Raw genomic sequence first — 22,799 nt, 5'->3', positions numbered from 1 at the left:
TGCTTATCGAGTCCCGCCGTCGCGCTTATTTGAACGCCATGCAGGTGGTCAACTGGCTGCCGCGCACCGAATTACCCTTTGCCGCCCCGTCGCGGCCCGAACTGCTGGAAATGCCCGAGCCGATGGTCGTCGCGCCTGTGGCACCGGCTGCCGTGGCTGAAGTGCCCGTGGCACCAGTGGTCAAACCGGCTGAACGGGTCAAGGTCGAGGTGCCACGGCCATCGCTTGCGAGCACGCGTACCGGTGCCGTAGCGGTGGAAGAGGCTGTAGAAGCGCCGCTCGTGGTCAAGGCACCGATTGTGCCGCCACCGCGCTTCGCCTTGCAGTTGCTGCGCGCCGGGCGTTGCCTGCTGCTGGTCGAGTTACCCACAGGCGAGGCGTTTCAGGCCCGCGACCCCGCTTATCTGCTGCTCAAGGACATGCTGCGCGCCGCCGGTCTGCCGGACAGCCCGCAGATTGTCGGTGAGCCAGTACGCTGGCCATTACTGGTGCGCGGCACGATGGATCAAGGTCCGGAAGCTGCCCGCGATTTTGTTCAGGGTTTTCTCTCGGCCCGGCTGGAAGATGCACCGTGCGTCTGTGTGTGGCTGATCGGCCTGCCCGCGGTGCGTTTCGCCGGTGAGGCGGATGCCGAGTCCTTCAACCGGGAACTGCAGATCGAAGGCCTGGGCTGCGCCTGGGCGGTGCCGGGCCTGGAATTATTAATGGAAGAGCCACAGCGTAAGGCTGATGTCTGGCAAGCCATGCGTCGGCTGATGGCGCGTTGGAAAGAATCGAATGAGTGACGCGGTATCGTTCCGCCCGATGATCGAGGCGGACCTGGAATCTGTTCTGAAGATTGAATACGCGGCCTACAGCCATCCCTGGACCCGCGGAATTTTTCTCGACGGGCTGGGCAAGTACCAGATCTGGCTGATGTTTGAAGGTCAGCAGCAGGTCGGCCACGGTGTGGTGCAGATCATCCTCGACGAGGCGCATTTGCTGAACATCACCGTCAAACCGGAAAATCAGGGCCGTGGCCTGGGTTTGACGTTGCTGGAGCATCTGATGTCGATTGCCTACAAGGCTGACGCTCGAGAATGTTTTCTAGAGGTGCGCGACAGCAATACCGCCGCGTTCAAATTGTACGAACGCTATGGCTTCAACGAAATCGGCCGTCGGCGGGATTACTACCCGGCGGTGGGCGGGCGTGAAGATGCAGTGGTGATGGCCTGTACGCTGGTGGACTGAATCACCATTGTGGCGAGGGAGCTTGCTCGCGCCGGGCCGCAAGGCGCTCCCTTGTGAGGCGGGCGGGCATCTGGCGACTGCTGCGCAGCCGAACGGGAGCAAGCTCCCTCGCCACAAAAAATCAGCGCCTGCGGTCCAGTGGATCGCGCTGCGCCATCTCCGCTTCATCCAGCCCGTCGCCACCGCCAATGTCGTCTTCACCGACAATGCTCAAGTCCCAATCAGCCTGATTGCCGTTGCCGGCTTCATTGGCATCCCTGGCACCGTCTTCGCGGATCAGGGTTTCCGGGCTCATGTCGTCGTCAGTGGGTTCGTGGTCGCCCGTCGAGGCGCCAGTCATGCCGGCTTCGCGCACGCGCTGGCGTGGCATCAGTTGCTCGCGCTCCTTGTCCGGCAACTCGTCGCCGATTTTTGCGCTGGGTTCGTCATCATCGAAGTCCAGTTCGCTCATCGAACCCATGCGGTCTTCGTTGTCATCGATGGGTTCCGGTTGCACCGCATCGTAAGGACGGCGTGATTCAGTCATGGTAATTCCTCATACTGTGGGCCTTACTAGGGTGGACCCATTGGGTTACCGAGAATTCCACCGGCATGGAGCCCTGCAGCAGGTAACTGGAGAACAACTGCATTTTGCGCGTGACCCCGACGGACGGTTGTCAGTCAAAACTGCGCACCATTCTTGAGGCTTCAAAGCATGAACGAATTACAAGATCTGATTGATAACAACGAGCGCTGGGCTGACGCGATCACTAAAAAGGATCCTGACTTCTTCGCCAAGCTGGCTCGCCAACAGACTCCCGAGTTCCTGTGGATCGGCTGTTCCGACGCACGGGTGCCGGCCAACGAAATCGTCGGCATGCTGCCGGGCGATCTATTCGTCCACCGCAATGTGGCCAACGTGGTGCTGCACACCGACCTCAACTGTCTGTCGGTGATTCAGTACGCGGTCGATGTACTCAAGGTCAAACACATCCTGGTGACCGGCCACTATGGCTGCGGTGGCGTGCGCGCCTCGATGCAGGACCGTCAGTTCGGCCTGATCGACGGCTGGCTGCGCTCGATTCGTGATCTGTACTACGAAAAGCGTGAAGAACTGGCTGCGTTGGCGACTGAGGAAGAGCGGGTCGACCGTCTCTGCGAGCTGAACGTGATCCAGCAAGTGGCCAACGTCGGGCACACCAGCATTGTGCAAAATGCCTGGCATCGCGGGCAGAGCCTGTCGATTCACGGTTGCATCTATGGGATCAAGGACGGCCGCTGGAAAAGCCTGAACACCACCATCAGTGGTTTCGAGCAGCTGCCGCCGCAGTACCGCCTGCGCCCGTTCGAACCGCTGTAAACCGATCAGCGGTGGCGTTGCCGACGCCAGTGTGGCAAACATCTGGTCGTCGGCGCCGCCCGTGCGCTGACTTCCACTTACAGCGCTGGCGCGGGTATTGCCGTTGCCGGTGCTGGCGCCTTGAGTTGTTTGAGCTGGGCCTGGATCGTTGCCGACGCGCATTTGGCCACGGCTTGTTGAGGCGTCAGGTTGCGAATCGAGGTGTAGAACAGCTCACAGGTTTTATCTTTCTGGGCCACTTGCCACATTTGTGTGCAGCTTTTCAGCTCGACATCAGCATTGGTGTCCGACTCACGGCCCATAGTCGCTTGCCAACACGAAGCACTCAGATCCTGGCCCATGACTTTGAGCCCCGCCGCATCGGCCTTGGCCTTGGCATCGGTGCCCGTGTAATTCGCCGGGTCCGCGGCGTACCAAATGTAGCTCGGGTGATTAGCGCCTAGAACGGGGACTTTCACTCCATCGTTCGGGCTGATGTAGACCAGGCTCAACACATTCACCGTCGGACCGTATTGCTCCTTGACCCAGTTTCGCACCGGTGTGCCGAAGGCGACCATTGGCAGGGGCTCGCCGCTGGCGTTCAGGCTGATCTGTTTGACCATCGTGGCCTGGTAATCCTTGAAGTAGCCATAGACCCCCTCAAGGTCCTTGCCGGCGTTGGACGGTGCGGCAATCGGGGCGATATCGATGATTGTCTGGTAACCCGGCGTTTGTTCGGCAGGAACGCCGTTGACTGTCAGCAGCGTCGCCCAGCGATCAGTGGTGGCAGACCGCAGGTAATCCTGAGCCTGGGTCAGCGAATAGTCCGGCGGAAAGTGCAGCAGCTCGACGCTTCTGCGGTTTTCCAGCGCCATGCCCAGCGGCAGGAACAGATACCAGTTATACGCCCACTTGCCGTCGGCATTCAGTTTGCTGGCGCCGTTGTAGGCCAGGTCACCCGCGTCAAGCAGCGCGGCCAGGGGCTTTTCATAACGTTTGGGTACGCCAGTGATTTCGGCGTAAAGCTGAGCGTTGTCTGTTTTGACCAACACCTTCGCATCGCTGTAGCCATCGCGTTGTACGCTTTGAGTCAGATAGTGCTCGACGGTTTGCTCAAGCGTCCAGTTGCGAAAGCAGATCACGTTGCAGTTGTTGGGGTAGGCGAATAGGCGGGTAACGCGTTCGGTACTGCCCAGCTTCAGGTTGATATCGGCATGGGCTGTGGCACTCAAGGTGAGGGCTGCAAGAGTGAGGCTTGCGAGTTTCATCATGCTCAGATCCTTTTCAGCGTGGTCCCGTTACGGATACACGCATACTGGAGCAACGCAATGCCTCAGAAAAGTAGGCCTCGAGCATTTTTTCGAAGAAATACAGTTCAGCCCGCAACTTGTATTTGCGGGCTGGTTCCGGATCAGCCAATCACAGAAGGCGCAGCGCCAATTGGCTGCCGGCACGCAGGTATTCGACTTGTGCGACGACCGCGTCCTTGACGATCGCCTCTCCGGTGTCGGTCAGTGCGGCTTTTTTTGCATCGATAACGGCGGTTTGCAATAGCTGCATGGCGACATCCATTGCTTTCTGAAAGGCCGTCACATTGTTGTGCTGGCCAAACTCGCGAATGACCGCATCCATACGGCGATCTGCATCGTCTCGCAGTGTCCTGTACTCAACTACCGAGACGTTGCCATCCTGGTAGATTTCATTGATCAACGCTTCCAGTGTTTTGGATATTGGTGTCATCGCTTCTTCCTTGAGTTTTGGGGTTTGATTCTCCGAGACAGGTTAATTCAACACTGCTGGCAGCAAGAGTCAGGACTTGCGCCTGTAATGAGTGTGATATCGCCACAGCTTTTGTAGGAAGGCGGCTTTCAGTCTGTGGGGCTCGTTCGACTCACTAATCGACAGGCTTTCTGCCTGATCCCCGCGTGCTCATGCGGGACCAGGCAGAAAAAAGCTTTTTACGGCATCACCGGCGGCGTATACGCCAGTGTCGTGCCCAGCGCCCAGAGCAGTAACAGAACGAGTGGTGTGTGCACCAGCAATTGCACGAAGGAGAAACCGATCAGATCCCGCGCCTTCAACCCGAGTACACCCAGCAACGGCAGCATGTAGAACGGGTTGATCAGGTTCGGCAGGGCTTCGGCGGCGTTGTAGATCTGCACCGCCCAGCCCAGGTGGTAGTTGAGGTCGTTGGCCACTTGCATCACGTACGGCGCTTCAATGATCCACTTGCCGCCGCCGGATGGAATGAAGAAGCCGAGAATCGCCGAATACACACCCATCAGCAGCGCATAAGTGTCATGGGACGCGATGCTGACGAAGAAGGTCGAGATGTGATGGGCCAGTGTCTGCGCATCGGCACCCTTGACCGTGGTCATCAGCGCGGCAATCGAACCGTACAGCGGGAATTGGATCAGCACGCCAGTGGTGGTCGGAACCGCACGGGACACGGCGTCGAGGAAGCTGCGCGGGCGCCAGTGCAGCAATGCACCGAGCATGATGAACAGGAAGTTGTAGGTGTTCAGCCCGGAAATCGCACTGATCGCCGGTTTGGTCGAGAACTCATGGAACAGCCATCCAGCGGCCAGGAGCACCAGCAAAATGGTCAGCAATGGGCTGTGCTCCAGCCATTCGCCAGGACGCGTGCGTGGTTGCAGCGGTGGCAAATTGAAACTCGGGTCGACGCCGCAGGCCTCGGCGTCGCGAGCGGTGTTCGGACCCGGCGCGGTGGCGTAGGCAATGATCAGCGAAATAACGATCAGCGCCAGCAGCATCACGCCTGACTGCCACAGGAAGATGGTCTGGGTGAACGGAATCACTCCGGTGATCGACAGAATCGACGGTGGCAGGCTCGCCGGGTTGGCCTGCAATTGTGCTGCGGACGACGACAGGCCCAAGGCCCACACCGCGCCAAGCCCCAGATACGCGGCGGCACCTGCAGCGCGATAGTCCATTTTCAGATCGGTGCGACGGGCGAGGGCGCGTACCAGCAAACCGCCAAAAACCAGCGACAACCCCCAGTTCAACAGCGACGCGACCATAGAGATCAGCGCCACCCATGCCACCGCGGAGCGGCCGTTTTTCGGCAACTTCGCCAGGCGGTCGATCAACTTCACGGCCGGTGGCGAGCTGGCGACCACATAACCGCCGATCACCACGAAAGCCATCTGCATGGTGAACGGGATCAGACTCCAGAAACCGTCACCGAAGGCCATGGCGGCGTCCGTAGGTTTGGCACCCATGGCCATGGTGGCCACCGCCACGATAATCACCGCCAGGGCGGCAAACACCCAGGAGTCGGGGAACCAGCGTTCGGCAAAACTTGAACAGCGCAGGGCGAAGCGGGCGGAGCGGGTATCTTCGATATCAGCGGCCACGGGAATACCTCGAATTTTTATGTTTGTAGTGGTCTTCAGGGCGTCAGACGCCCGTCTGGACAGACCTCAACATTAATTCAACCACTGTTTTTTTGCGGCGCTGTTTTGTGGCTATGGGACTTTGGTCTAACGGGTTGTCCGCTGGCGCGTTTGCGTAGACCATGGGCGCCTTGATTTATGCCTGTGCCAGAGTTCTTTTCATGACTGCCAACACTGATTCACGCCCGGCGCCGTTCAGCCGCTCGGACTACAAGACCCTGGGGCTCGCAGCGCTCGGCGGGGCGCTGGAAATCTACGACTTCATCATTTTCGTATTTTTCGCGCTGACGTTGAGTCAGCTGTTCTTTCCACCGGAAATGCCTGAGTGGCTGCGCCTGCTGCAAAGTTTCGGCATCTTTGTCACCGGTTATCTGGCGCGGCCGCTGGGTGGCATCCTGATGGCGCATTTTGCCGACCGGTTGGGACGCAAGAAGGTCTTCAGCCTGAGCATCCTGATGATGGCGCTGCCGTGCCTGCTGATCGGGATCATGCCGACCTATGCGCAAATCGGTTACTTCGCACCACTGCTGCTGTTGGCCCTGCGGGTTCTCCAGGGCGCGGCGGTGGGCGGTGAGGTGCCGAGCGCGTGGGTGTTTGTCGCCGAGCACGCGCCGGTCGGCCATCGCGGCTATGCCTTGGGTTTTTTGCAGGCGGGGCTGACCTTTGGCTATCTGCTTGGCGCTTTGACGGCGACGTTCCTCGCGCAGGCGTTTACGCCGGCAGAGATCCTCGACTTCGCCTGGCGTTACCCATTCCTGCTGGGTGGCGTATTCGGCGTGATCGGTGTCTGGTTGCGTCGCTGGCTCAGCGAAACCCCGGTGTTCATGGCTATGCAGACTCGGCGCGAAGAGACTGTCGAGCTGCCGTTGCGGGCGGTCCTGCGTGAACATCGGCTGGCCATGCTGCCGGCGATGATCCTCACCTGCGTGCTGACTTCGGCAGTGGTGGTGTTCGTGGTCATCACCCCGACCATGATGCAGAAAACCTTCGGCATGACCGCCAGTCATACGTTCGCCTTGAGCGCATTGGGCATCGTCTTTCTGAACATCGGATGCGTGCTTGCCGGTTGGCTGGTCGACCGCATTGGCGCCTGGCGTACGGTGATGTTGTACAGCCTGCTGCTGCCGCTGGGCATCGGCGTGCTCTATGGCTGCCTGATCAGCGGTGGTGATTGGATCGGTCTGGCCTACGCCGTGGCGGGGCTCGGGTGCGGGGTGGTCGGCGCGGTGCCCTCGGTCATGGTCAGCCTGTTTCCAGCGCGGGTTCGTGTCTCGGGCATTTCCTTTACCTACAACATTGCCTACGCCGCCTGGGCAAGTATCACCCCATTGTTGTTGATCGGTCTGATGCCGTGGAGCCCATGGATCTGCGTGATTTTCTGTGCAGTGATGGGCGCGGTGGGGGTGGGCAGCGCAGCGTACTTCGGTGCGCGTATACCCAGCGTTGGACATTGTCCGGCGCCCGGCACTGCCTGACTGACAAGCTTGCCCACGTGTGGCAACTATTTTTGTAGGACAAAACTCAAACGCTCTTCAGAAAAGACCTGCAAGGCCGATGGCTAGGCTGCATATCGCTTTCTATCCAGTCCATCGGTGCATCCCCATGTTCAATAAACGCTTGAAGCAGGAGCTGTCGGCTCTTCGTGAAGAACTCTCCAGCCTTCAGCAAGTGAAGGAAAGTCTGGAAAGCGAGATGCTGGTGCTGACCCTTGATACGGATGGCCGGGTGCAGTCGGTCAATCAGAATTTCCTGAGCGAGATGCACTACAAAAGCAACGAGCTGATCGGCCGGCACATCGACGACATCGCCCCGGAGCATGTGAAGAACGACGAATTCCAACGGCGTTTCAATAACGCCCTGACCCGCGGCGAACACTTCGCCGGCACCGTGCGTTTGTTGCGTGGAAACGGGCAGGAAGCGTGGCTGCGTTCGATCTTTCAGCCGGTTCGCTCGGCTGACGGTCGGATCAGGCACTTTTCGATTTTCTCCAGCGACCTGACCCGCACCATCGAGGCCTCCCGCGAACATGAAAACCTGATCGGCGCGCTGGTGCGCTCGACGGCGGTGATCGAGTTCGACCTCAATGGCAACGTATTGACCGCCAATGACCGGTTTCTCTCGGGCATGGGTTACAGCCTGGCGCAGATCAAAGGTAAACATCACCGTACTTTTTGCCTGCCGGACGAGTACAACAGCGCCGAATACCAGAACTTCTGGCGCCGCTTGAATGCAGGTGAGTACGTCACAGGTCGTTTCAAGCGTATCGACAGCCATGGTCGTACAGTCTGGCTGGAAGCGTCCTACAACCCAGTGATCGATGCCAACAACAAGCTCTACAAGGTGGTGAAGTTCGCCACGGTCATCACCGATCAGGTCAATCAGGAGCAAGCGGTCGCCGAAGCGGCGAACATCGCTTACAGCACGTCGCAGCAAACCGACCAGAGTGCACAACGCGGCACGGCCGTGGTGACGCAGGCGGTGGATGTGATGCGCGACCTCGCCAAACACATGCAAACCGCTGGCGATGGCATCGAAGCCCTGAACGAGCAGTCGCTGGTGATTGGCACAATCGTCAAAACCATCAGCGGTATTGCCGAACAGACCAACCTGCTGGCGCTCAACGCCGCTATCGAAGCCGCCCGCGCCGGTGAACAGGGACGAGGGTTTGCCGTGGTGGCGGACGAAGTCCGGCAATTGGCTTCGCGCACCAGCCAGGCCACCGATGAAATCGTGTTGGTGGTGCGTCAGAACCAGGACATGGCGCGCAACGCTGTGGCGCTGATGACCGACAGCAAACTGCAGGCCGAACAGGGGCTGGCGCTGGCAGCGGAAGCGGGGACGGTGATTGTCGAGATCCAGGACGGTGCGCAGAAGGTGGTCAATGCAGTGGGGCAGTTTGCCAATCAGCTGTCGTCATAAGATCTGCGCGATGTGACGTATGTGAAAAGATCGCTTCGGCGATCTTTTCATTTCCGGGATTTTACCTCGCTACAATCGGCTCTTTCCCCAGGAGCAGACATCCATGAACGCTTCCCACCGCTGTCCGGCCCCTTTGGGCTGAAGTGATTGCCGCCCAGGCCGACGAGCGTGTGTTCAGTGACGGCCGTTGGCACTTTGAAGGCCACGATGCGTTGCGCACCTTGCGCCACGTCGCCGGTGGGCACTTTTTGACGATTGGCGAGCCAGTGGACGGCAAGCTTTTGCAGTCGTAAGGTGCGGCAACGCGAGTCGTAAGCACATTCACTTCGAGACCAGGCAATGAGCAAACTGCGTGTAGGGATTATTTTTGGTGGTCGTTCGGCCGAGCATGAAGTGTCGCTGCAATCGGCGAAGAATATCGTCGATGCCTTGGACCGTTCGCGCTTCGAACCGGTGCTCATCGGCATCGACAAACAAGGGCATTGGCATCTCAACGACCCTTCGAATTTTCTGCTGAACCAGGAAAATCCGGCGCTGATTGCCCTCAATCAGTCCAACCGGGAGCTGGCGGTGGTGCCCGGCAAAGCCAGCCAGCAGTTGGTGGAAACCTCCAGTCAGGAACTACTGGGGCATGTCGACGTGATCTTTCCGATCGTCCACGGCACGCTCGGTGAAGACGGTTGCCTGCAAGGCCTGCTGCGCATGGCTGATTTGCCGTTTGTGGGTTCCGATGTACTCGGTTCGGCGGTGTGCATGGACAAGGACATCAGCAAGCGCCTGCTGCGTGATGCGGGCCTGGCGGTCACACCGTTCGTGACCCTGACCCGCACGACTGCCGCCCGCAGCGGTTTCGCGCAAGTATCGACAAAGCTGGGTCTGCCGCTGTTCGTCAAACCGGCGAACCAGGGGTCTTCCGTAGGCGTGAGCAAAGTGACCAGCGAAGCCGAGTATGTGGCGGCAGTCGAGCTGGCGCTGGGCTTCGACGACAAGGTGCTGGTCGAGTCGGCTGTCAGCGGTCGCGAAATCGAATGCGCGGTGCTTGGCAACGAACAGGCAATCGCCAGCGGTTGTGGCGAGATCGTGGTGCGCGACGGGTTTTATTCCTACGACAGCAAATACATCGACGACACGGCCGCGCAAGTGGTGGTCCCGGCCGATATCAGCGTCGAGGCCAGCGAGCGCATTCGGGCCATGGCGGTCGAGGCTTTTCATGTGCTCGGATGTTCCGGGCTGGCGCGGGTAGATGTATTCCTGACCGACAGCGGCGAAGTGCTGATCAACGAAATCAACTCACTGCCCGGTTTCACCCGTATCAGCATGTACCCGAAACTCTGGCAAGCCGCGGGCATGACCTACAGCGAACTGGTTACGCGGCTGATTGAACTGGCGATGGAAAAGCATCAGGCGCGACGGGCGTTGAAAATCAGTCGTTGAAAGCGCCTGGACTACAACGTCACCCGCACATCATTTTGGCTATGCCGGCCTGATGTCTGAATACTCTTGGAAAGGGCTTACCACCCGGTAAGCCCTCTTCCATTGCCACATCGTCGCATTTAATCCCCCAACGCTTCACCCTCGCGCCGAGGGTCTGCGCCGCCGGCCAATGATGCTTTGCCTTGCGCATCCTTGACCCGAACCACGGCCTGAGTGCCGCTGGTCATGTCTATCTCGTTCACGTTGTGGCCTTTGTCCTTCAGCGCCTTGATCAGCATCGGGCTGAATTGTCCGCGTTCCAGTTCGGTCGGGCCGTTGCGGCTGCCGAAGTTGGGCAGGTTGATGGCTGTTTGCGGGTCGAGGTTCCAATCGAGCAGGCCGATAGTGGATTTGGCGACGTATTCGATGATCTGCGAGCCACCGGGGGAGCCGATGCTGGCGAGGAATTCGCCGTTCTGACGATCGAAGATCAACGTCGGGGCCATGGAGGAGCGGGGGCGTTTGCCCGGTTCGACGCGGTTGGCGACCTTCTGCCCATTTTCCTCGGGGATGAATGAGAAGTCGGTCATTTCGTTATTGAGCAGAAAGCCCTGAACCATCACATGCGAGCCGAATGCCGATTCGATGGTGGTGGTCATCGAGACCGCGCCGCCCTGATCATCGACGGCGACGATTTGCGAGGTGGAAATGCGCAAAGGCGAACGGTCCGGCGCATAGGCGACCTGAATGCCCGGCGGTGTGCCCGGTTTGGCGGTGCCCATGCTGCGATCGCCGATCATGGCGGCGCGGCTGGCCAGGTAAGCCGGGTCAATCAGGCCTTTGACGGGCACCGGCACGAAGTCCGTATCGGCCACGTATTGCGCGCGGTCGGCATAGGCCAGGCGCTCGGCTTCCGAGATCAGGTGCACGGCTTCAGGGGACGGTTCGATGCCGGCAGGGGCGCTGGTTTTCAACGGTTTCATCGCAGCGAGTGCGAAGCGCTGATCGCGAGCCTCCAGGGCTTGCAACGTGCCGAGGATCTGCGCCACGGCAATTCCGCCCGATGACGGCGGCGGCATGCCGCACACCTGCCAGCGTTTGTAATCGCTACACAGGGGCGCGCGCTCCTTGGCGTTGTAGTTGGCCAGATCGACCAGTGACAGGCTGCCGGGATTGGCATGACCTTGGACCTTGGCCACGATTTCCTGCGCGACAGGGCCTTTGTACAACGCGTCCGGCCCTTCCTTGGCGATACGTTGGAACAACGCTGCCAACGGCGGATTTTTCAGCAGGGTGCCACTGGCTTTCGGGCTGCCGTCGGCATTGCGAAAGTAAGCCATCATCTCGGGGGAGCGAGCCATGGACGAGTCCGAGGCGATCAGCCCGTGCAGCCGTGGCGAGATGGCAAAACCTTGCTCGGCCAATTCGATTGCCGGTTCGAACAGTTGCGCCCATGGCAGGCGACCGTGTTTGCGATGGGCCAGTTCAAGCGCACGCAACACGCCCGGCGTGCCAACCGAGCGGCCGCCAATCTGTGCCTGGGTGAAGGGCATGGGTTGGCCATCGGCCTGCAGGAAAAGCTTCTCGGTGGCGCCAGCCGGTGCGGTTTCGCGGCCGTCGTAGGTGCGCACGGTTTTACCATCCCACAACACAATCAAGGCGCCACCGCCGATGCCTGACGATTGCGGTTCGACCAGCGTCAATACCGCTTGCATCGCAATCGCGGCATCGATGGCCGAACCACCGCGACGCAGCATCTCGCACCCGGCTTCGGCGGCCAGCGGATTGGCGGCGGCTGCCATGTGTTTCGAGGCGTGGCGGGTCTGTAGATCGGTGCGATAACCGGAAGCGCTTTCCGGTGCGAGCGGCAGTGTCGGTACCGATGCGTTGTTGCAGGCGCCGAGGGCTATCGCGGCGGTGATCAGCGCAATGGCTGACACTCGATGACGGTTCAAGTGCAAAGCTGAGAACACGTGGGGCACTCCATCCGTGAGATAAACGTTCCGGCGACTTTATCTACCGTCTTGCGGTGACGCAAACCGGCTCTCGCTGCAAAGATTGCATTGTGCTTCATCATCGGGCGGATTTTCTGTAGGGTCATTGCCAACAGGCAGGTCAGAAAACCAACTAGAGGCAGACATGCAGACCGAGTTTCCAACGCAGCCAAGTTACCGAGCTCAGCGCGAACAGTTTCTGGCAGCGGCCAGCGCGGCGGGTGCGACGCTGAGCGAGTACGCTCATCCGCTCAGAGGGCCGTTCGGTGAACCGCTGGCGACTGACGTGGCGGTGCTGGGGGATCCAGGTGCCAAGCGATTGTTGATCGCGTTGAGCGGCACCCATGGCGTGGAAGGCTTTTACGGTTCGAGTTGCCAGATCAAGTGGCTGCAGGAACTTGGCAAGCGCTCATTGCCGGCGGATGTGGCTGTGGTGATGATCCATGTAATCAACCCTTGGGGCATGGCGTGGCTGCGGCGGGTCAACGAAGACAATATCGACCTGAACCGCAATCACCTGAACTTCCAGCGCCCACTGCCGGACAACCAGGCTTACAACGCGCTGCATGACATCTATGCCTGCACGCAGTTGCGAGGCCCCGAGCGGGATCGGGCCGATGCGTTGCTCGATGAACAGATTGCGCGACACGGCTGGCCAGCGGTGATGTCGATCGTCGAAGGTGGACAGCATGCTCACCCCGATGGCCTGTTTTATGGCGGGCTGGTGCCGAGCTGGTCGAATCGCACGTTGCACCGGATCATGCAAAAGCACATGAGCCATGCCGAGGTTGCCATGTGTTTCGATCTGCACACCGGCGCCGGTGAGTACGGGCATCCGATGTTATTGACCATAACCGAGTCTGCCTATCCGGCGCTGGCGGATGCGCAGGCGATCTATGGGCCGTGGCTCTACAGTTTGCAAACCGGCGCCGACACCTTGAGCGAAACCGGTGTGGCCGCGACGGCCACCGGCTATACCTCGCAGGCATTGCTCGATGCGCTGCCACAGGTGCGGTTGATGCCGTTTGTCATTGAGTGCGGGACGTATCCGGGCCCGGACGTGCATCGCCATCTGCGTGATGATCATTGGCTGCATCTGCATGGCAATCCAGGTGATGCGACAGGGCGCGAGATCAAGCTGAATCTGCTGGAGCAGTTTTATCCTGCCGACAACGATTGGCAGGCGATGGTCTGGTTGCGGACCTGGCAGATCTGGGAGCGAGCGCTGTCTGCATTACCGACGGTTCGAACCTGATCCACGAGCGCAGCGGTTGAGGATCTCCTGTCACCGCGGCGCAGTTTTCTCGAGGCATAAAAAAACGGCCTACCTTGCGGTAAGCCGTTTTTAGTACTTGGTGGCTACACAGGGACTTGAACCCCGGACCCCAGCATTATGAATGCTATGCTCTAACCAACTGAGCTATGTAGCCAAGTGGCGCGCATTATTCACCGGTAACGGGGATGCGTCAAGCACAAATCTAAAATATTTCTCTACGCTTTCAACCGCTTATCCTCCTGAGCCGAAAAAAACACTCGGGGGAGGGCATCAATTGAGCTGAAACCTGCCGGTATTGGCACTCAATGCCTTGCTGCCATGGCTCAATGTGTCGGCTGCGTGGTTTACCGCACGGGCACCTTCGAGTAAACGCACCGCGGCCTGATCGACTTGTTGGATGTTGCCGCTGACCTCGTCGGCGGTGCTGGCCTGTTCCTCTACGGCTGTCGCAATCTGCGCCAGGGTGTCGGTGACGCCCTGTACTGCACTGGCAATTTCCCCCAGGCGCTCGCCCAGGCCCGTGACGGCCAGGGCATCGGATTGCGCCTGGCCACACGCCGCTTCCATCAGGCTGACGGCTTCGTTCACCGTGCTGCGCAAACTGTCGACCGTACCGGCGATCTGCGCGGTCGAGGACTGCGTGCGTTGCGACAGGCTGCGCACTTCGTCGGCCACCACTGCAAAACCACGGCCCTGCTCGCCGGCACGGGCGGCCTCGATGGCGGCGTTGAGCGCCAACAGGTTGGTCTGCTCGGCGACGCCGCGAATGGTGTCGACCACCAACTGGATCTGCTGCCCTTGTTCACTGACCCGACCCAGCGCCGCAGCGGTGTCGTTCAGACGCTGATTGAGCGCCTGAATACTTGCCGTCGTACGCAGGCTGTCCCGACTGCTGTCGGCAGCAATGCGCTGAGTCTGCTGAGCGCTGCCAGAAGCCTGCTCGCAACTGTGGGCCACCCCTTGAGAGGTCGCGGCCAATTGCGTGGCCGCAGCGGCTATCTGACTGATCTGCAACTGTTGGGCTTCGACCTCGCCCAGCGCATCGCTGGAATGGTGGTTGAGGGTTTGCACGGCGTTGCTCAATTGCAGGGTTTCGTGATCCACACCGAGCAAACTGGTGCGCAACTGCACCACGGCAACATTCAGCGCGGTGCTGATGGCCGCCAATTCGTCCCGACCTTGAACCGGCGCTTGCAGGCTCAGGTTGCCGTCGCGCAGGGCTTCGGCGAGCAGGGTGATACCGCTGGCGCTACGGCGGATCGACGCCTGCAAACAAATGAACAGGTACAAAGCCGCCAGCAAGAGGCAGCCAAACACGCTCGCCACCACGATGAACTGACGGATCGCCGAGTCGTGGTAGTAATCAAGACGCTGGTCCAGCGATTCCAGCGATTGCTGGCGCAACGCCGCGAGGTTGGCGAGCAGGGCGTCCAGGCTGCGCTCAAAGTCTTCGGGCTTGAGGTTGATGCTGCCGCCGAACACGCCGTCATCGAGGACTTTCAACCCTGAATGGAGGTGCTTGAGGCTGTCATGGTACTGATCGGCCCAGGTTTGCAGGGCGCTGGGCAAGCGGGCCTCGAGCAGTCCCGCCGTTTTTGCCAATTGCTCCCTGGCATCTCCAATGCGGCTGCGCAGATCACGTAATTGCAGGCGACTTTGCAAGGTGAACTGCCCAGACACCACGGATGCCTGGCCCACGGCGGCCAGGCGACCGACACGTTCGATCAGGTCTGGTGCGTGCTGGGTGGAAATCTGTGTCAGCAGGTACGTTTCCAGCCAGGGTGCGAGTGTCAGGCGATTGTCCATGGCGATTTGCTCGCGCAACGCTTGCAGCGCACTCAAGGCGTTGGTGAAGCGATCGTAACCGTCCGGCCACCAACCGACGCTGCTGAGGCTTTTCGAGTCGAGGCCGTTGAGAGCCGACTGCAGGGTTTGAAAACGCGTCAAGGTTTCATCCTTGGCCTGGTCTTTTTGCAGCGTTGCACCAAGGTCAGAAGCGGCCTCAGTGACGGCGGGCTGGACCGCGTCGAAGGCTGCCATGGCGGCCAGCGTTGCAGGCGTCGGTTGGCGATTGGTTTCCGTTGCGCGCCATCGGGCTGCACGATCACGTTGGGCGGAAAGCAGGTTGTCCAGCGCATCAAGGGCGAGAAGTTGACGAACCCCGGCACGTTCTCCTGAGATCAAATTCAGTTTGTCGCGATAATCCTGGCCGATCATCCACAGGCTGCCGGCCAATGGCAGGATGAACAGCAGAAACAACAGCTGAAACTTGCGCGCAAACCCGAAACGCCCCAGCAGCCCGATCCCCGGTGATAAAAAAGCCTGCATGCCCCGTGACTCCTTTGAACACCGCGCACCATTGGCGTGCGTCGTGACTCGTAAGACCACGACCGGTGCCCCTTAAAAGGCCTCGAAAGTTCACCATTGCCAGCTCTGTAGGCCGACTCTGTGGCGAAACTTCCCATTCTCGGCCCTCTTTGTAAGAGGGCCGCGTTGAAGCGGAACAGGAAGGCAAGATTCAGACCATGGCACAGCGCTATCACCTCTTTAGCGATGAAAAATTGAAGTAGTTAGCAGGCTAAGGGGATGGCGCTCCTGCACCGAAAAATGGCACATTGACGCAACTGTTCGTGTGCACCCTTCGTTGTCTGGAAACCCCCATGGCTATCAGCAATGCCCAGACCGGTTCCGTGCCGGCCTCCGCTCCTTCGCAAAGCAGTCCTCTGGTCATGCGCATCATCGGCGCAGTGGCGCTGGCGCACTTGATCAATGACCTGATTCAGTCGGTACTGCCGTCGATTTACCCGATGCTCAAGGCTAACTATGGCCTGACATTTACCCAGGTCGGGTTGATCACCCTGACGTTCCAACTGACGGCTTCGCTGTTGCAGCCGTGGGTCGGGTATCACACCGACCGCCATCCCAAGCCGTGGCTGTTGCCAGCGGGCACCGTGTGCACGTTGGTGGGGATTGTGATGATGTCGGTGGTCGGCAGCTTCCCGATGATCCTGCTGGCGGCGGCGCTGATCGGCATTGGCTCCTCGACCTTCCACCCGGAAGCTTCTCGCGTGGCACGACTGGCCTCGGGCGGACGCTTCGGGCTGGCGCAGTCGACTTTTCAAGTGGGCGGCAATGCGGGTTCGGCGTTCGGTCCGTTGCTGGCGGCGGCGATCATCATTCCCTACGGTCAGGGCAACGTGGCATGGTTCGGGTTGTTCGCGGTATTTGCGTTGTTCGTGCTGTACCGGATCAGCCGCTGGTACGCCAATCACCTGAACCTGTTCAAGCTCAAGCAAGGCCAGGCTGCAACCCACGGGCTGTCCAAGGGAAGGGTGATCAGTGCGCTGGTGGTTCTCGGTTTGCTGGTGTTCTCCAAGTACTTTTATATGTCCAGCCTCACCAGTTATTTCACCTTCTACCTGATCGAAAAATTCGACCTTTCAGTGGCCAGTTCGCAGTTGCATCTGTTCCTGTTTCTCGGCGCGGTTGCAGCGGGGACGTTTTTCGGTGGGCCGATCGGTGACAAGATCGGGCGTAAGGCCGTGATCTGGTTCTCGATCCTTGGCGTGGCGCCGTTCACGTTGTTGCTGCCGCATGTCGACCTGTTCTGGACCAGTGTGCTCAGCGTGGTCATCGGCTTCATCCTGGCTTCGGCGTTCTCGGCCATCGTGGTGTATGCCCAGGAACTGGTGCCGGGCAATGTCGGAATGATTGCCGGGGTGTTCTTCGGTTTGATGTTCGGTTTCGGCGGGATCGGCGCGGCGTTACTGGGGCATTTGGCAGATATTCACGGCATCGAGTACGTGTACTTCCTGTGTTCGTTCCTGCCGTTGCTGGGTGTGTTGGCGATTTTCTTGCCTCGCACCAAAAAGGCCTGATCCCAAGCCTATCCTGTAGGGGAGAGGCTTGCCCGCGAAGCTTTTAGCGGCATGGTGACGCCTTCGCGGGCAAGCCTCGCTCCTACGGGGTATGGGGTGTTGCCCGAATTTCAGGCACAAAAAAGCCGCGTTTCAAACGCGGCTTTTTCTTGGGTCGAGGTTTTACACGTTGAAGCGGAAGTGCATCACGTCGCCGTCTTTGACGATGTAGTCCTTGCCTTCCAGGCGCCATTTACCGGCTTCCTTGGTACCGGCTTCGCCTTTGTACTGGATGAAGTCGTTGTAGGCGATCACTTCGGCGCGGATGAAGCCTTTTTCGAAGTCGGTGTGGATCACGCCAGCGGCTTGCGGTGCGGTGGCACCGACGCGCACGGTCCAGGCGCGGACTTCTTCGACACCGGCGGTGAAGTAGGTCTGCAGGTGCAGCATTTCGTAGCCGGCCCGGATCACTCGGTTCAGACCTGGTTCTTCGAGGCCCAGGGCTTCGAGGAACATGTCTTTCTCTTCGCCGTCGTCGAGTTCGGCGATTTCCGCTTCGATCTTGTTGCAGACCGGAACGACCATGGCACCTTCTTCTTCGGCGATGGCCTTGACCACGTCCAGGTGCGGGTTGTTCTCGAAACCGTCTTCAGCGACGTTGGCGATATACATGACCGGCTTGGTGGTCAGCAGGTGGAAGCCCTTGATCACCGCTTTTTCATCGGTGCTCATGGTCTTCATCAGGCTGCGCGCAGGCTTGCCGAGGGTGAAGTGAGCAATCAATTGCTCCAGCAGGCCCTTCTGAACCACGGCATCCTTGTCGCCGCCCTTGGCGTTACGCGCGACTTTCTGCAGTTGCTTCTCGCAGCTGTCGAGGTCGGCGAAGATCAGTTCCAGGTCGATGATTTCGATGTCACGTTTCGGGTCGACGCTGTTGGAGACGTGAATCACGTTCTCGTCTTCGAAGCAGCGGACCACGTGAGCGATGGCATCGGTTTCACGGATGTTGGCCAGGAACTTGTTGCCCAGGCCTTCGCCCTTCGACGCGCCGGCAACCAGGCCCGCGATGTCGACGAATTCCATGGTGGTCGGCAGGATGCGCTTTGGATTGACGATGGCCGCCAATGCCTCCAGGCGCGGGTCCGGCATCGGCACGATACCGCTGTTGGGTTCGATGGTGCAGAAGGGGAAGTTCTCGGCCGCAATACCGGATTTGGTCAGGGCGTTGAACAGGGTGGACTTGCCGACGTTAGGCAGGCCGACGATGCCGCAATTGAATCCCATGGTGTTTCCCCTCGGGTAAAAAGTCAGGCCTTCTGGCTGTGCAGGTTTTTCATCGCGCGGTTCCATTCACCGGCGAGGATATCCGGCAGCACGCCGAGGGCAAAGTCGATGCTGGCATCGAGTTTTTCCTGTTCGGCGCGTGGCGCACGACCCAGGACGAAGTTTGAAACCATACTGGCAACGCCCGGGTGGCCAATGCCAAGCCGCAAGCGGTGAAAGGTATTCTGATTGCCCAATTGCGCAATGATGTCGCGCAACCCGTTGTGACCGCCATGGCCGCCGCCCTGTTTGAGCTTGGCGACGCCCGGAGGCAGGTCGAGTTCGTCATGCGCCACGAGGATTTCTTCAGGCTTGATGCGGAAGAAACCGGCAAGGGCCGCGACGGCCTGGCCGCTGCGGTTCATGTACGTGGTGGGAATCAGCAGACGAACATCCTGACCCTGATGCGAAAAGCGACCGGTCAGGCCGAAATATTTGCGGTCCGCCACAAGGTTTACGCCTTGTGCGTTCGCGATGCGCTCAACAAAAAGGGCCCCTGCGTTATGCCGGGTCTGTTCGTATTCAGCGCCTGGATTTCCCAGGCCAACGATCAGTTTGATGGCAGTCACGATAGGGGCCCTTCCTAGGAGTGGTGGATAACATCGCCGCAATCAGGGAGAGCGGCGAAAGTGGACGAAAATTGCTCATTTACCATGATGTAAACTCCGCGTTCTCGCCCGCTTTCTCGCTATGCTCTAGTCCGCGATGTTTCCGGTCACTCCGGCGAACAGAGTGAAATTACTCTGCTGCGCCTTCTTCGGTAGCTTCTGGAGCAACACGTGGAGCGTGGACGTTGGCAACAGCCTTGTCATCGCCGTGTGTCAGAGCCACGAACTCAACGCCTTTAGGGGCTTTGAGGTCCGACAGGTGAATGATCGAACCGATTTCGGCGTTAGCCAGATCGACTTCGATGAATTCAGGCAGGTCTTTCGGCAGGCAGGAAACTTCGATTTCCGAAGTAACGTGCGAGATTTCGCCGCCTTTCTTGGTCGGTGCTTCTTCGTTGATGAAGTGCACTGGAACGATAGCGGTCAGTTTCTGGCCAGCGACTACGCGTACGAAGTCAGCGTGCATCACGTGGCCTTTGGCCGGGTGACGTTGCAGGGCTTTGATCACGACGTTCTGCTTGGTGCCACCAACGTTCAGCTCGATGATGTGGCTGTAAGCCGCTTCGTTTTCGAGCAGTTTGGCAACTTCTTTGGCCAGCATGCTGATGGATTCAGGGGCTTTGTCGCCACCGTAAACTACAGCTGGAACTAGGCTTGCGAGACGACGCAGGCGGCGGCTCGCACCTTTCCCCAGGTCGGAACGCACTTCAGCATTCAGAGTAAAATCGTTCATGTTGTATCTCCAAAATAACCACACTCGCCCCAGCGTTTGCGACCAGCGCTAAAGGCGATATGGGCAAAAAAGCCCCGCCCCGACAGGAATGCCGGGGCGGGGCGCTTTTCGTCAACGAGACATTCGAAAAGGGCAGGGCCCTTAGCGGAACATCGCGCTGATCGATTCTTCATTGCTGATGCGGCGGACCGCCTCGGCAACTACCGGTGCGATATCCAGTTGACGGATACGCGCACAGGCTTGTGCTGCAGCGGACAGCGGAATGGTGTTGGTCACCACCAGCTCGTCCAGCACGGAATTTTCAATGTTTTCGATTGCCCGACCCGATAGCACAGGGTGCGTGCAGTAGGCGAAAACCTTGGCTGCGCCATGCTCTTTCAAGGCCTTGGCCGCGTGGCACAGGGTGCCGGCGGTATCGACCATGTCATCGACCAGAATACAGGTACGCCCTTCGACATCACCGATGATATGCATCACTTCAGAGTGATTGGCTTTCTCACGGCGTTTGTCGATGATCCCGAGATCCACGCCCAGGGATTTGGCGACGGCACGTGCACGCACGACGCCACCAATGTCCGGGGAGACGATCATCAGGTTTTCGAAGCGCTGATCTTCAATGTCATCCACCAGAACCGGGGAGCCGTAGATGTTATCTACCGGAATATCGAAGAAACCCTGGATTTGGTCAGCATGCAGATCAACCGTGAGAACACGGTCGATGCCGACTACGGTAAGCATGTCAGCCACGACTTTCGCGCTGATTGCCACACGTGCGGAACGCGGACGGCGATCCTGACGGGCATAACCAAAGTAAGGAATAACAGCAGTGATACGAGTAGCCGAGGAGCGGCGGAAGGCGTCAGCCATCACTACCAGTTCCATCAGGTTATCGTTGGTCGGAGCGCAAGTCGGCTGAATAATGAAGACGTCTTTACCGCGAACGTTTTCATTGATCTCGGCTGTGATTTCGCCGTCGGAGAATTTGCCGACAGAGATGTCACCGAGAGGGATATGCAGCTGACGTACGACACGCCGAGCCAGATCGGGGTTAGCATTCCCCGTAAAGACCATCATCTTGGACACGCGCAGTACCTAGAGGCTGAGGGTAACCTGGATGAGTATAGAAAATGGCAGGGGCGGCTGGATTCGAACCAACGCATGGCAGGATCAAAACCTGCTGCCTTACCGCTTGGCGACGCCCCTGTATCTGTTGCAACGATTACCCAGTAATCGGTTCTTTTAGAGCAGACTTTGCAGCTTGCGATGCAACATCGACACGTTGCTTCCTTTTGCTACAAACCCTGTAAGGGTCTCTGTAAGAAGGGCCGAGACTTTATCAGCTTCAGCTTTGCTTGGGAAGCCCCCAAACACACAACTTCCAGTTCCGGTGAGTTTTGCTTCGGTAAATTTACCTAACAAATTCAAAGCGTTACGTACCTCTGGATAACGCCTTGTTACCACCGGCAAGCAGTCATTACGACTGTTTCCCTTGGGAACGGGGCGCACTTTAATGGGCGGCGTGTTACGTGTCAACAACGGATCGGAAAAAATTTCTGCCGTACTTACAGAGACTTGCGGAACGAGCACCACATACCACGGTTCTTCCGGGTCGACAGGGGTCAGTTTCTCTCCGACACCCTCGGCGAAAGCTGCGTGGCCGCGCACGAAAACCGGGACGTCGGCACCCAGCGTCAGGCCCAGTGCAGCCAATCGATCCTCATCCCAGCCCAGATGCCAGAGATGATTCAGGCCGAGCAGAGTGGTCGCGGCGTTCGAACTGCCGCCGCCGATCCCGCCACCCATGGGCAGGATCTTGTCGATCCAGATATCGATGCCCAGTTTGCTGCCAGATTGCTCTTGCAGTTTTTTGGCGGCCTTGACGATCAGGTTACTGTCGTGGGGCACGCCCTCGAACTCGGTGTGCAGGCAAATGACACCGTCATCGCGAACAGCGAAGGTAATTTCATCGCCGTAGTCGAGAAACTGAAACATTGTCTGCAACTCGTGGTAACCGTCTTCGCGGCGACCCAGGATGTGCAGCATCAAATTGAGTTTGGCTGGCGAGGGCAAGGTCAGGCGATTGGCCGGCATGTCACTGCCCCAGTTTGCGAGGTTGCCAGGCCTTGATCACCAACGTGACATCAAGGTCGGTGCCGTGGAGTTTGATCCGCTCGGGCAACCAGTAGCCGTTTTGTTCGGTATAGGCGGTGTACTCCACCTGCCAGCCATCCTGTTCGAGATTGGCCAGGCGGCTGTCGCCATCCAGCGTCAGGCGGCTTTTACTGTCCGGAGCCGGAAGCCCGCGGACCCACCACGCCAGATTGGACACCGGCAATTTCCAGCCCAATTGTTCTTCCAGCAACACATCCGGAGAGGGTGCTTCGTAGCGCCCCTGGTTGGCGACTTCCAGCGAAACCTTGCCCGGGCGTCCGGTCAGGCGAGCGGCTCCGCGACCCAATGGGCCGGAGAGGCGGATGTCGTAGTAATCCTGGCGCTGCAACCAGAACAGCGTGCCGCTGCCTGAGTCCTTCGGTGCGCGGATGCCGATCTTGCCGTCGATCTGCCAGCCATCGAGGTTGGCCAACTGCTGTTTGTGCTCGCGCCATTGGGCAGGGTTGCCGTGGCCTTCGACCGATTCGCGAGCGCCGAAACCCGCACAGCCGGCGAGCAGGGCGATGAAGCTGAAAACAATGATGTGGCGCAAAAACATAA

Annotated in this window: 20 protein-coding genes, 2 tRNA genes and 2 pseudogenes; 10 read left to right on the top strand and 14 right to left on the bottom strand. The window is 59.2% G+C overall.

The genetic code is table 11. From position 1 onward, the window contains the following. Positions 1–38: 38 nt before the first annotated feature. Complete coding sequence (locus tag ASD60_RS06960; RefSeq protein ID WP_056853292.1) at positions 39–785, top strand: hypothetical protein; 747 nt, start codon at positions 39–41, stop codon at positions 783–785. Then, complete coding sequence (rimI, locus tag ASD60_RS06955) at positions 778–1,230, top strand: ribosomal protein S18-alanine N-acetyltransferase (RefSeq protein ID WP_056853291.1); 453 nt, start codon at positions 778–780, stop codon at positions 1,228–1,230. Before ASD60_RS06960 ends, rimI begins: the two co-directional genes overlap by 8 nt. Before the next feature lie 121 nt (positions 1,231–1,351). On the opposite strand, the gene ASD60_RS06950 is transcribed toward rimI, so the two are convergent. Then, the gene (locus ASD60_RS06950; protein WP_056853290.1) at positions 1,352–1,756 is read right to left on the bottom strand and encodes a hypothetical protein; all 405 of its coding nucleotides are present in this window, start codon (positions 1,754–1,756) and stop codon (positions 1,352–1,354) included. Between the two features lie 168 nt (positions 1,757–1,924). On the opposite strand from ASD60_RS06950, the gene can reads away from it, so the two are divergent. Continuing rightward, positions 1,925–2,569, top strand: coding sequence for a carbonate dehydratase (can, locus tag ASD60_RS06945; protein ID WP_056853289.1), 645 nt, complete (start codon positions 1,925–1,927; stop codon positions 2,567–2,569). 77 nt (positions 2,570–2,646) lie between these two features. Here the strand turns inward: can and ASD60_RS06940 are convergent, their stop codons facing one another. The 3 genes from ASD60_RS06940 to ASD60_RS06930 all read right to left on the bottom strand — a co-directional run bounded on the left by ASD60_RS06940 (position 2,647) and on the right by ASD60_RS06930 (position 5,925). After that, positions 2,647–3,819, bottom strand: a complete 1,173-nt coding sequence (locus ASD60_RS06940; RefSeq protein ID WP_056853288.1) for a hypothetical protein — start codon at positions 3,817–3,819, stop codon at positions 2,647–2,649. A 148-nt stretch (positions 3,820–3,967) separates the two neighbouring features. Then, the gene (locus ASD60_RS06935) at positions 3,968–4,288 is read right to left on the bottom strand and encodes a hypothetical protein (protein WP_056853287.1); all 321 of its coding nucleotides are present in this window, start codon (positions 4,286–4,288) and stop codon (positions 3,968–3,970) included. A gap of 218 nt (positions 4,289–4,506) precedes the next feature. After that, positions 4,507–5,925, bottom strand: coding sequence for a short-chain fatty acid transporter (locus ASD60_RS06930; protein WP_056853286.1), 1,419 nt, complete (start codon positions 5,923–5,925; stop codon positions 4,507–4,509). 200 nt (positions 5,926–6,125) lie between these two features. On the opposite strand from ASD60_RS06930, the gene ASD60_RS06925 reads away from it, so the two are divergent. The 5 genes and pseudogenes from ASD60_RS06925 to ddlA all read left to right on the top strand — a co-directional run bounded on the left by ASD60_RS06925 (position 6,126) and on the right by ddlA (position 10,317). Continuing rightward, complete coding sequence (locus ASD60_RS06925; protein WP_056853285.1) at positions 6,126–7,439, top strand: MFS transporter; 1,314 nt, start codon at positions 6,126–6,128, stop codon at positions 7,437–7,439. A gap of 79 nt (positions 7,440–7,518) precedes the next feature. Beyond that, positions 7,519–8,343, top strand: a pseudogene (locus ASD60_RS29810) (PAS domain-containing protein); the annotation flags it as partial. An 84-nt stretch (positions 8,344–8,427) separates the two neighbouring features. Then, positions 8,428–8,883, top strand: a complete 456-nt coding sequence (locus ASD60_RS29805; RefSeq protein WP_442965983.1) for a methyl-accepting chemotaxis protein — start codon at positions 8,428–8,430, stop codon at positions 8,881–8,883. A 137-nt stretch (positions 8,884–9,020) separates the two neighbouring features. Continuing rightward, positions 9,021–9,176 (top strand): annotated as a pseudogene (locus ASD60_RS28040) (flavin reductase); the annotation flags it as partial. Between the two features lie 46 nt (positions 9,177–9,222). Continuing rightward, positions 9,223–10,317 carry a D-alanine--D-alanine ligase gene (ddlA, locus tag ASD60_RS06915; RefSeq protein WP_056853283.1) on the top strand — a complete coding sequence of 365 codons (1,095 nt, stop codon included), beginning with the start codon at positions 9,223–9,225 and terminating at the stop codon, positions 10,315–10,317. A 119-nt stretch (positions 10,318–10,436) separates the two neighbouring features. On the opposite strand, the gene ggt is transcribed toward ddlA, so the two are convergent. Beyond that, positions 10,437–12,269: a gamma-glutamyltransferase gene (gene ggt / locus ASD60_RS06910; RefSeq protein WP_056853282.1), complete on the bottom strand. Its 1,833-nt coding sequence runs from the start codon at positions 12,267–12,269 to the stop codon at positions 10,437–10,439. Between the two features lie 166 nt (positions 12,270–12,435). On the opposite strand from ggt, the gene ASD60_RS06905 reads away from it, so the two are divergent. Further along, a complete protein-coding gene (locus ASD60_RS06905) occupies positions 12,436–13,545 on the top strand; it encodes a DUF2817 domain-containing protein (RefSeq protein ID WP_056853281.1) in 1,110 nt (369 codons plus the stop codon). Positions 13,546–13,643: 98 nt separating this feature from the next. Here ASD60_RS06905 and ASD60_RS06900 read toward each other — a convergent pair. Together ASD60_RS06900 and ASD60_RS06895 are read right to left on the bottom strand one after the other, a co-directional pair. Further along, a tRNA-Met gene (locus tag ASD60_RS06900) sits at positions 13,644–13,720 on the bottom strand. A 116-nt stretch (positions 13,721–13,836) separates the two neighbouring features. Further along, positions 13,837–15,894 carry a methyl-accepting chemotaxis protein gene (locus ASD60_RS06895; RefSeq protein ID WP_056853280.1) on the bottom strand — a complete coding sequence of 686 codons (2,058 nt, stop codon included), beginning with the start codon at positions 15,892–15,894 and terminating at the stop codon, positions 13,837–13,839. Between the two features lie 332 nt (positions 15,895–16,226). Here ASD60_RS06895 and ASD60_RS06890 point away from each other — a divergent pair, with 332 nt between their 5' ends. Further along, positions 16,227–17,444 carry an MFS transporter gene (locus tag ASD60_RS06890; RefSeq protein WP_056853279.1) on the top strand — a complete coding sequence of 406 codons (1,218 nt, stop codon included), beginning with the start codon at positions 16,227–16,229 and terminating at the stop codon, positions 17,442–17,444. Positions 17,445–17,606: 162 nt separating this feature from the next. Here ASD60_RS06890 and ychF read toward each other — a convergent pair whose 3' ends face one another. The 7 genes from ychF to lolB form a co-directional block, all read right to left on the bottom strand. Further along, complete coding sequence (gene ychF / locus ASD60_RS06885; RefSeq protein ID WP_015096822.1) at positions 17,607–18,707, bottom strand: redox-regulated ATPase YchF; 1,101 nt, start codon at positions 18,705–18,707, stop codon at positions 17,607–17,609. 23 nt (positions 18,708–18,730) lie between these two features. Beyond that, a complete protein-coding gene (pth, locus tag ASD60_RS06880; RefSeq protein ID WP_056853278.1) occupies positions 18,731–19,315 on the bottom strand; it encodes an aminoacyl-tRNA hydrolase in 585 nt (194 codons plus the stop codon). Between the two features lie 169 nt (positions 19,316–19,484). Then, the gene (locus ASD60_RS06875) at positions 19,485–20,087 is read right to left on the bottom strand and encodes a 50S ribosomal protein L25/general stress protein Ctc (RefSeq protein ID WP_056853277.1); all 603 of its coding nucleotides are present in this window, start codon (positions 20,085–20,087) and stop codon (positions 19,485–19,487) included. A 141-nt stretch (positions 20,088–20,228) separates the two neighbouring features. Next, positions 20,229–21,170 (bottom strand): ribose-phosphate pyrophosphokinase, encoded by a 942-nt coding sequence (locus tag ASD60_RS06870; protein ID WP_003171603.1) that lies wholly within the window; start codon positions 21,168–21,170, stop codon positions 20,229–20,231. A gap of 45 nt (positions 21,171–21,215) precedes the next feature. Continuing rightward, positions 21,216–21,290, bottom strand: a tRNA-Gln gene (locus ASD60_RS06865). Between the two features lie 36 nt (positions 21,291–21,326). Next, positions 21,327–22,178: a 4-(cytidine 5'-diphospho)-2-C-methyl-D-erythritol kinase gene (gene ispE, locus ASD60_RS06860; RefSeq protein ID WP_056853276.1), complete on the bottom strand. Its 852-nt coding sequence runs from the start codon at positions 22,176–22,178 to the stop codon at positions 21,327–21,329. Between the two features lies 1 nt (position 22,179). Further along, positions 22,180–22,797 (bottom strand): lipoprotein insertase outer membrane protein LolB, encoded by a 618-nt coding sequence (gene lolB, locus ASD60_RS06855; protein ID WP_056853275.1) that lies wholly within the window; start codon positions 22,795–22,797, stop codon positions 22,180–22,182. Positions 22,798–22,799: the final 2 nt, after the last annotated feature.

This window comes from Pseudomonas sp. Root562, from assembly GCF_001427125.1.
Taxonomy (GTDB): Bacteria; Pseudomonadota; Gammaproteobacteria; order Pseudomonadales; family Pseudomonadaceae; genus Aquipseudomonas.
Note: the sequence above shows the minus strand (reverse complement) of the source record. Positions and strands in the feature narration are given on the sequence as shown.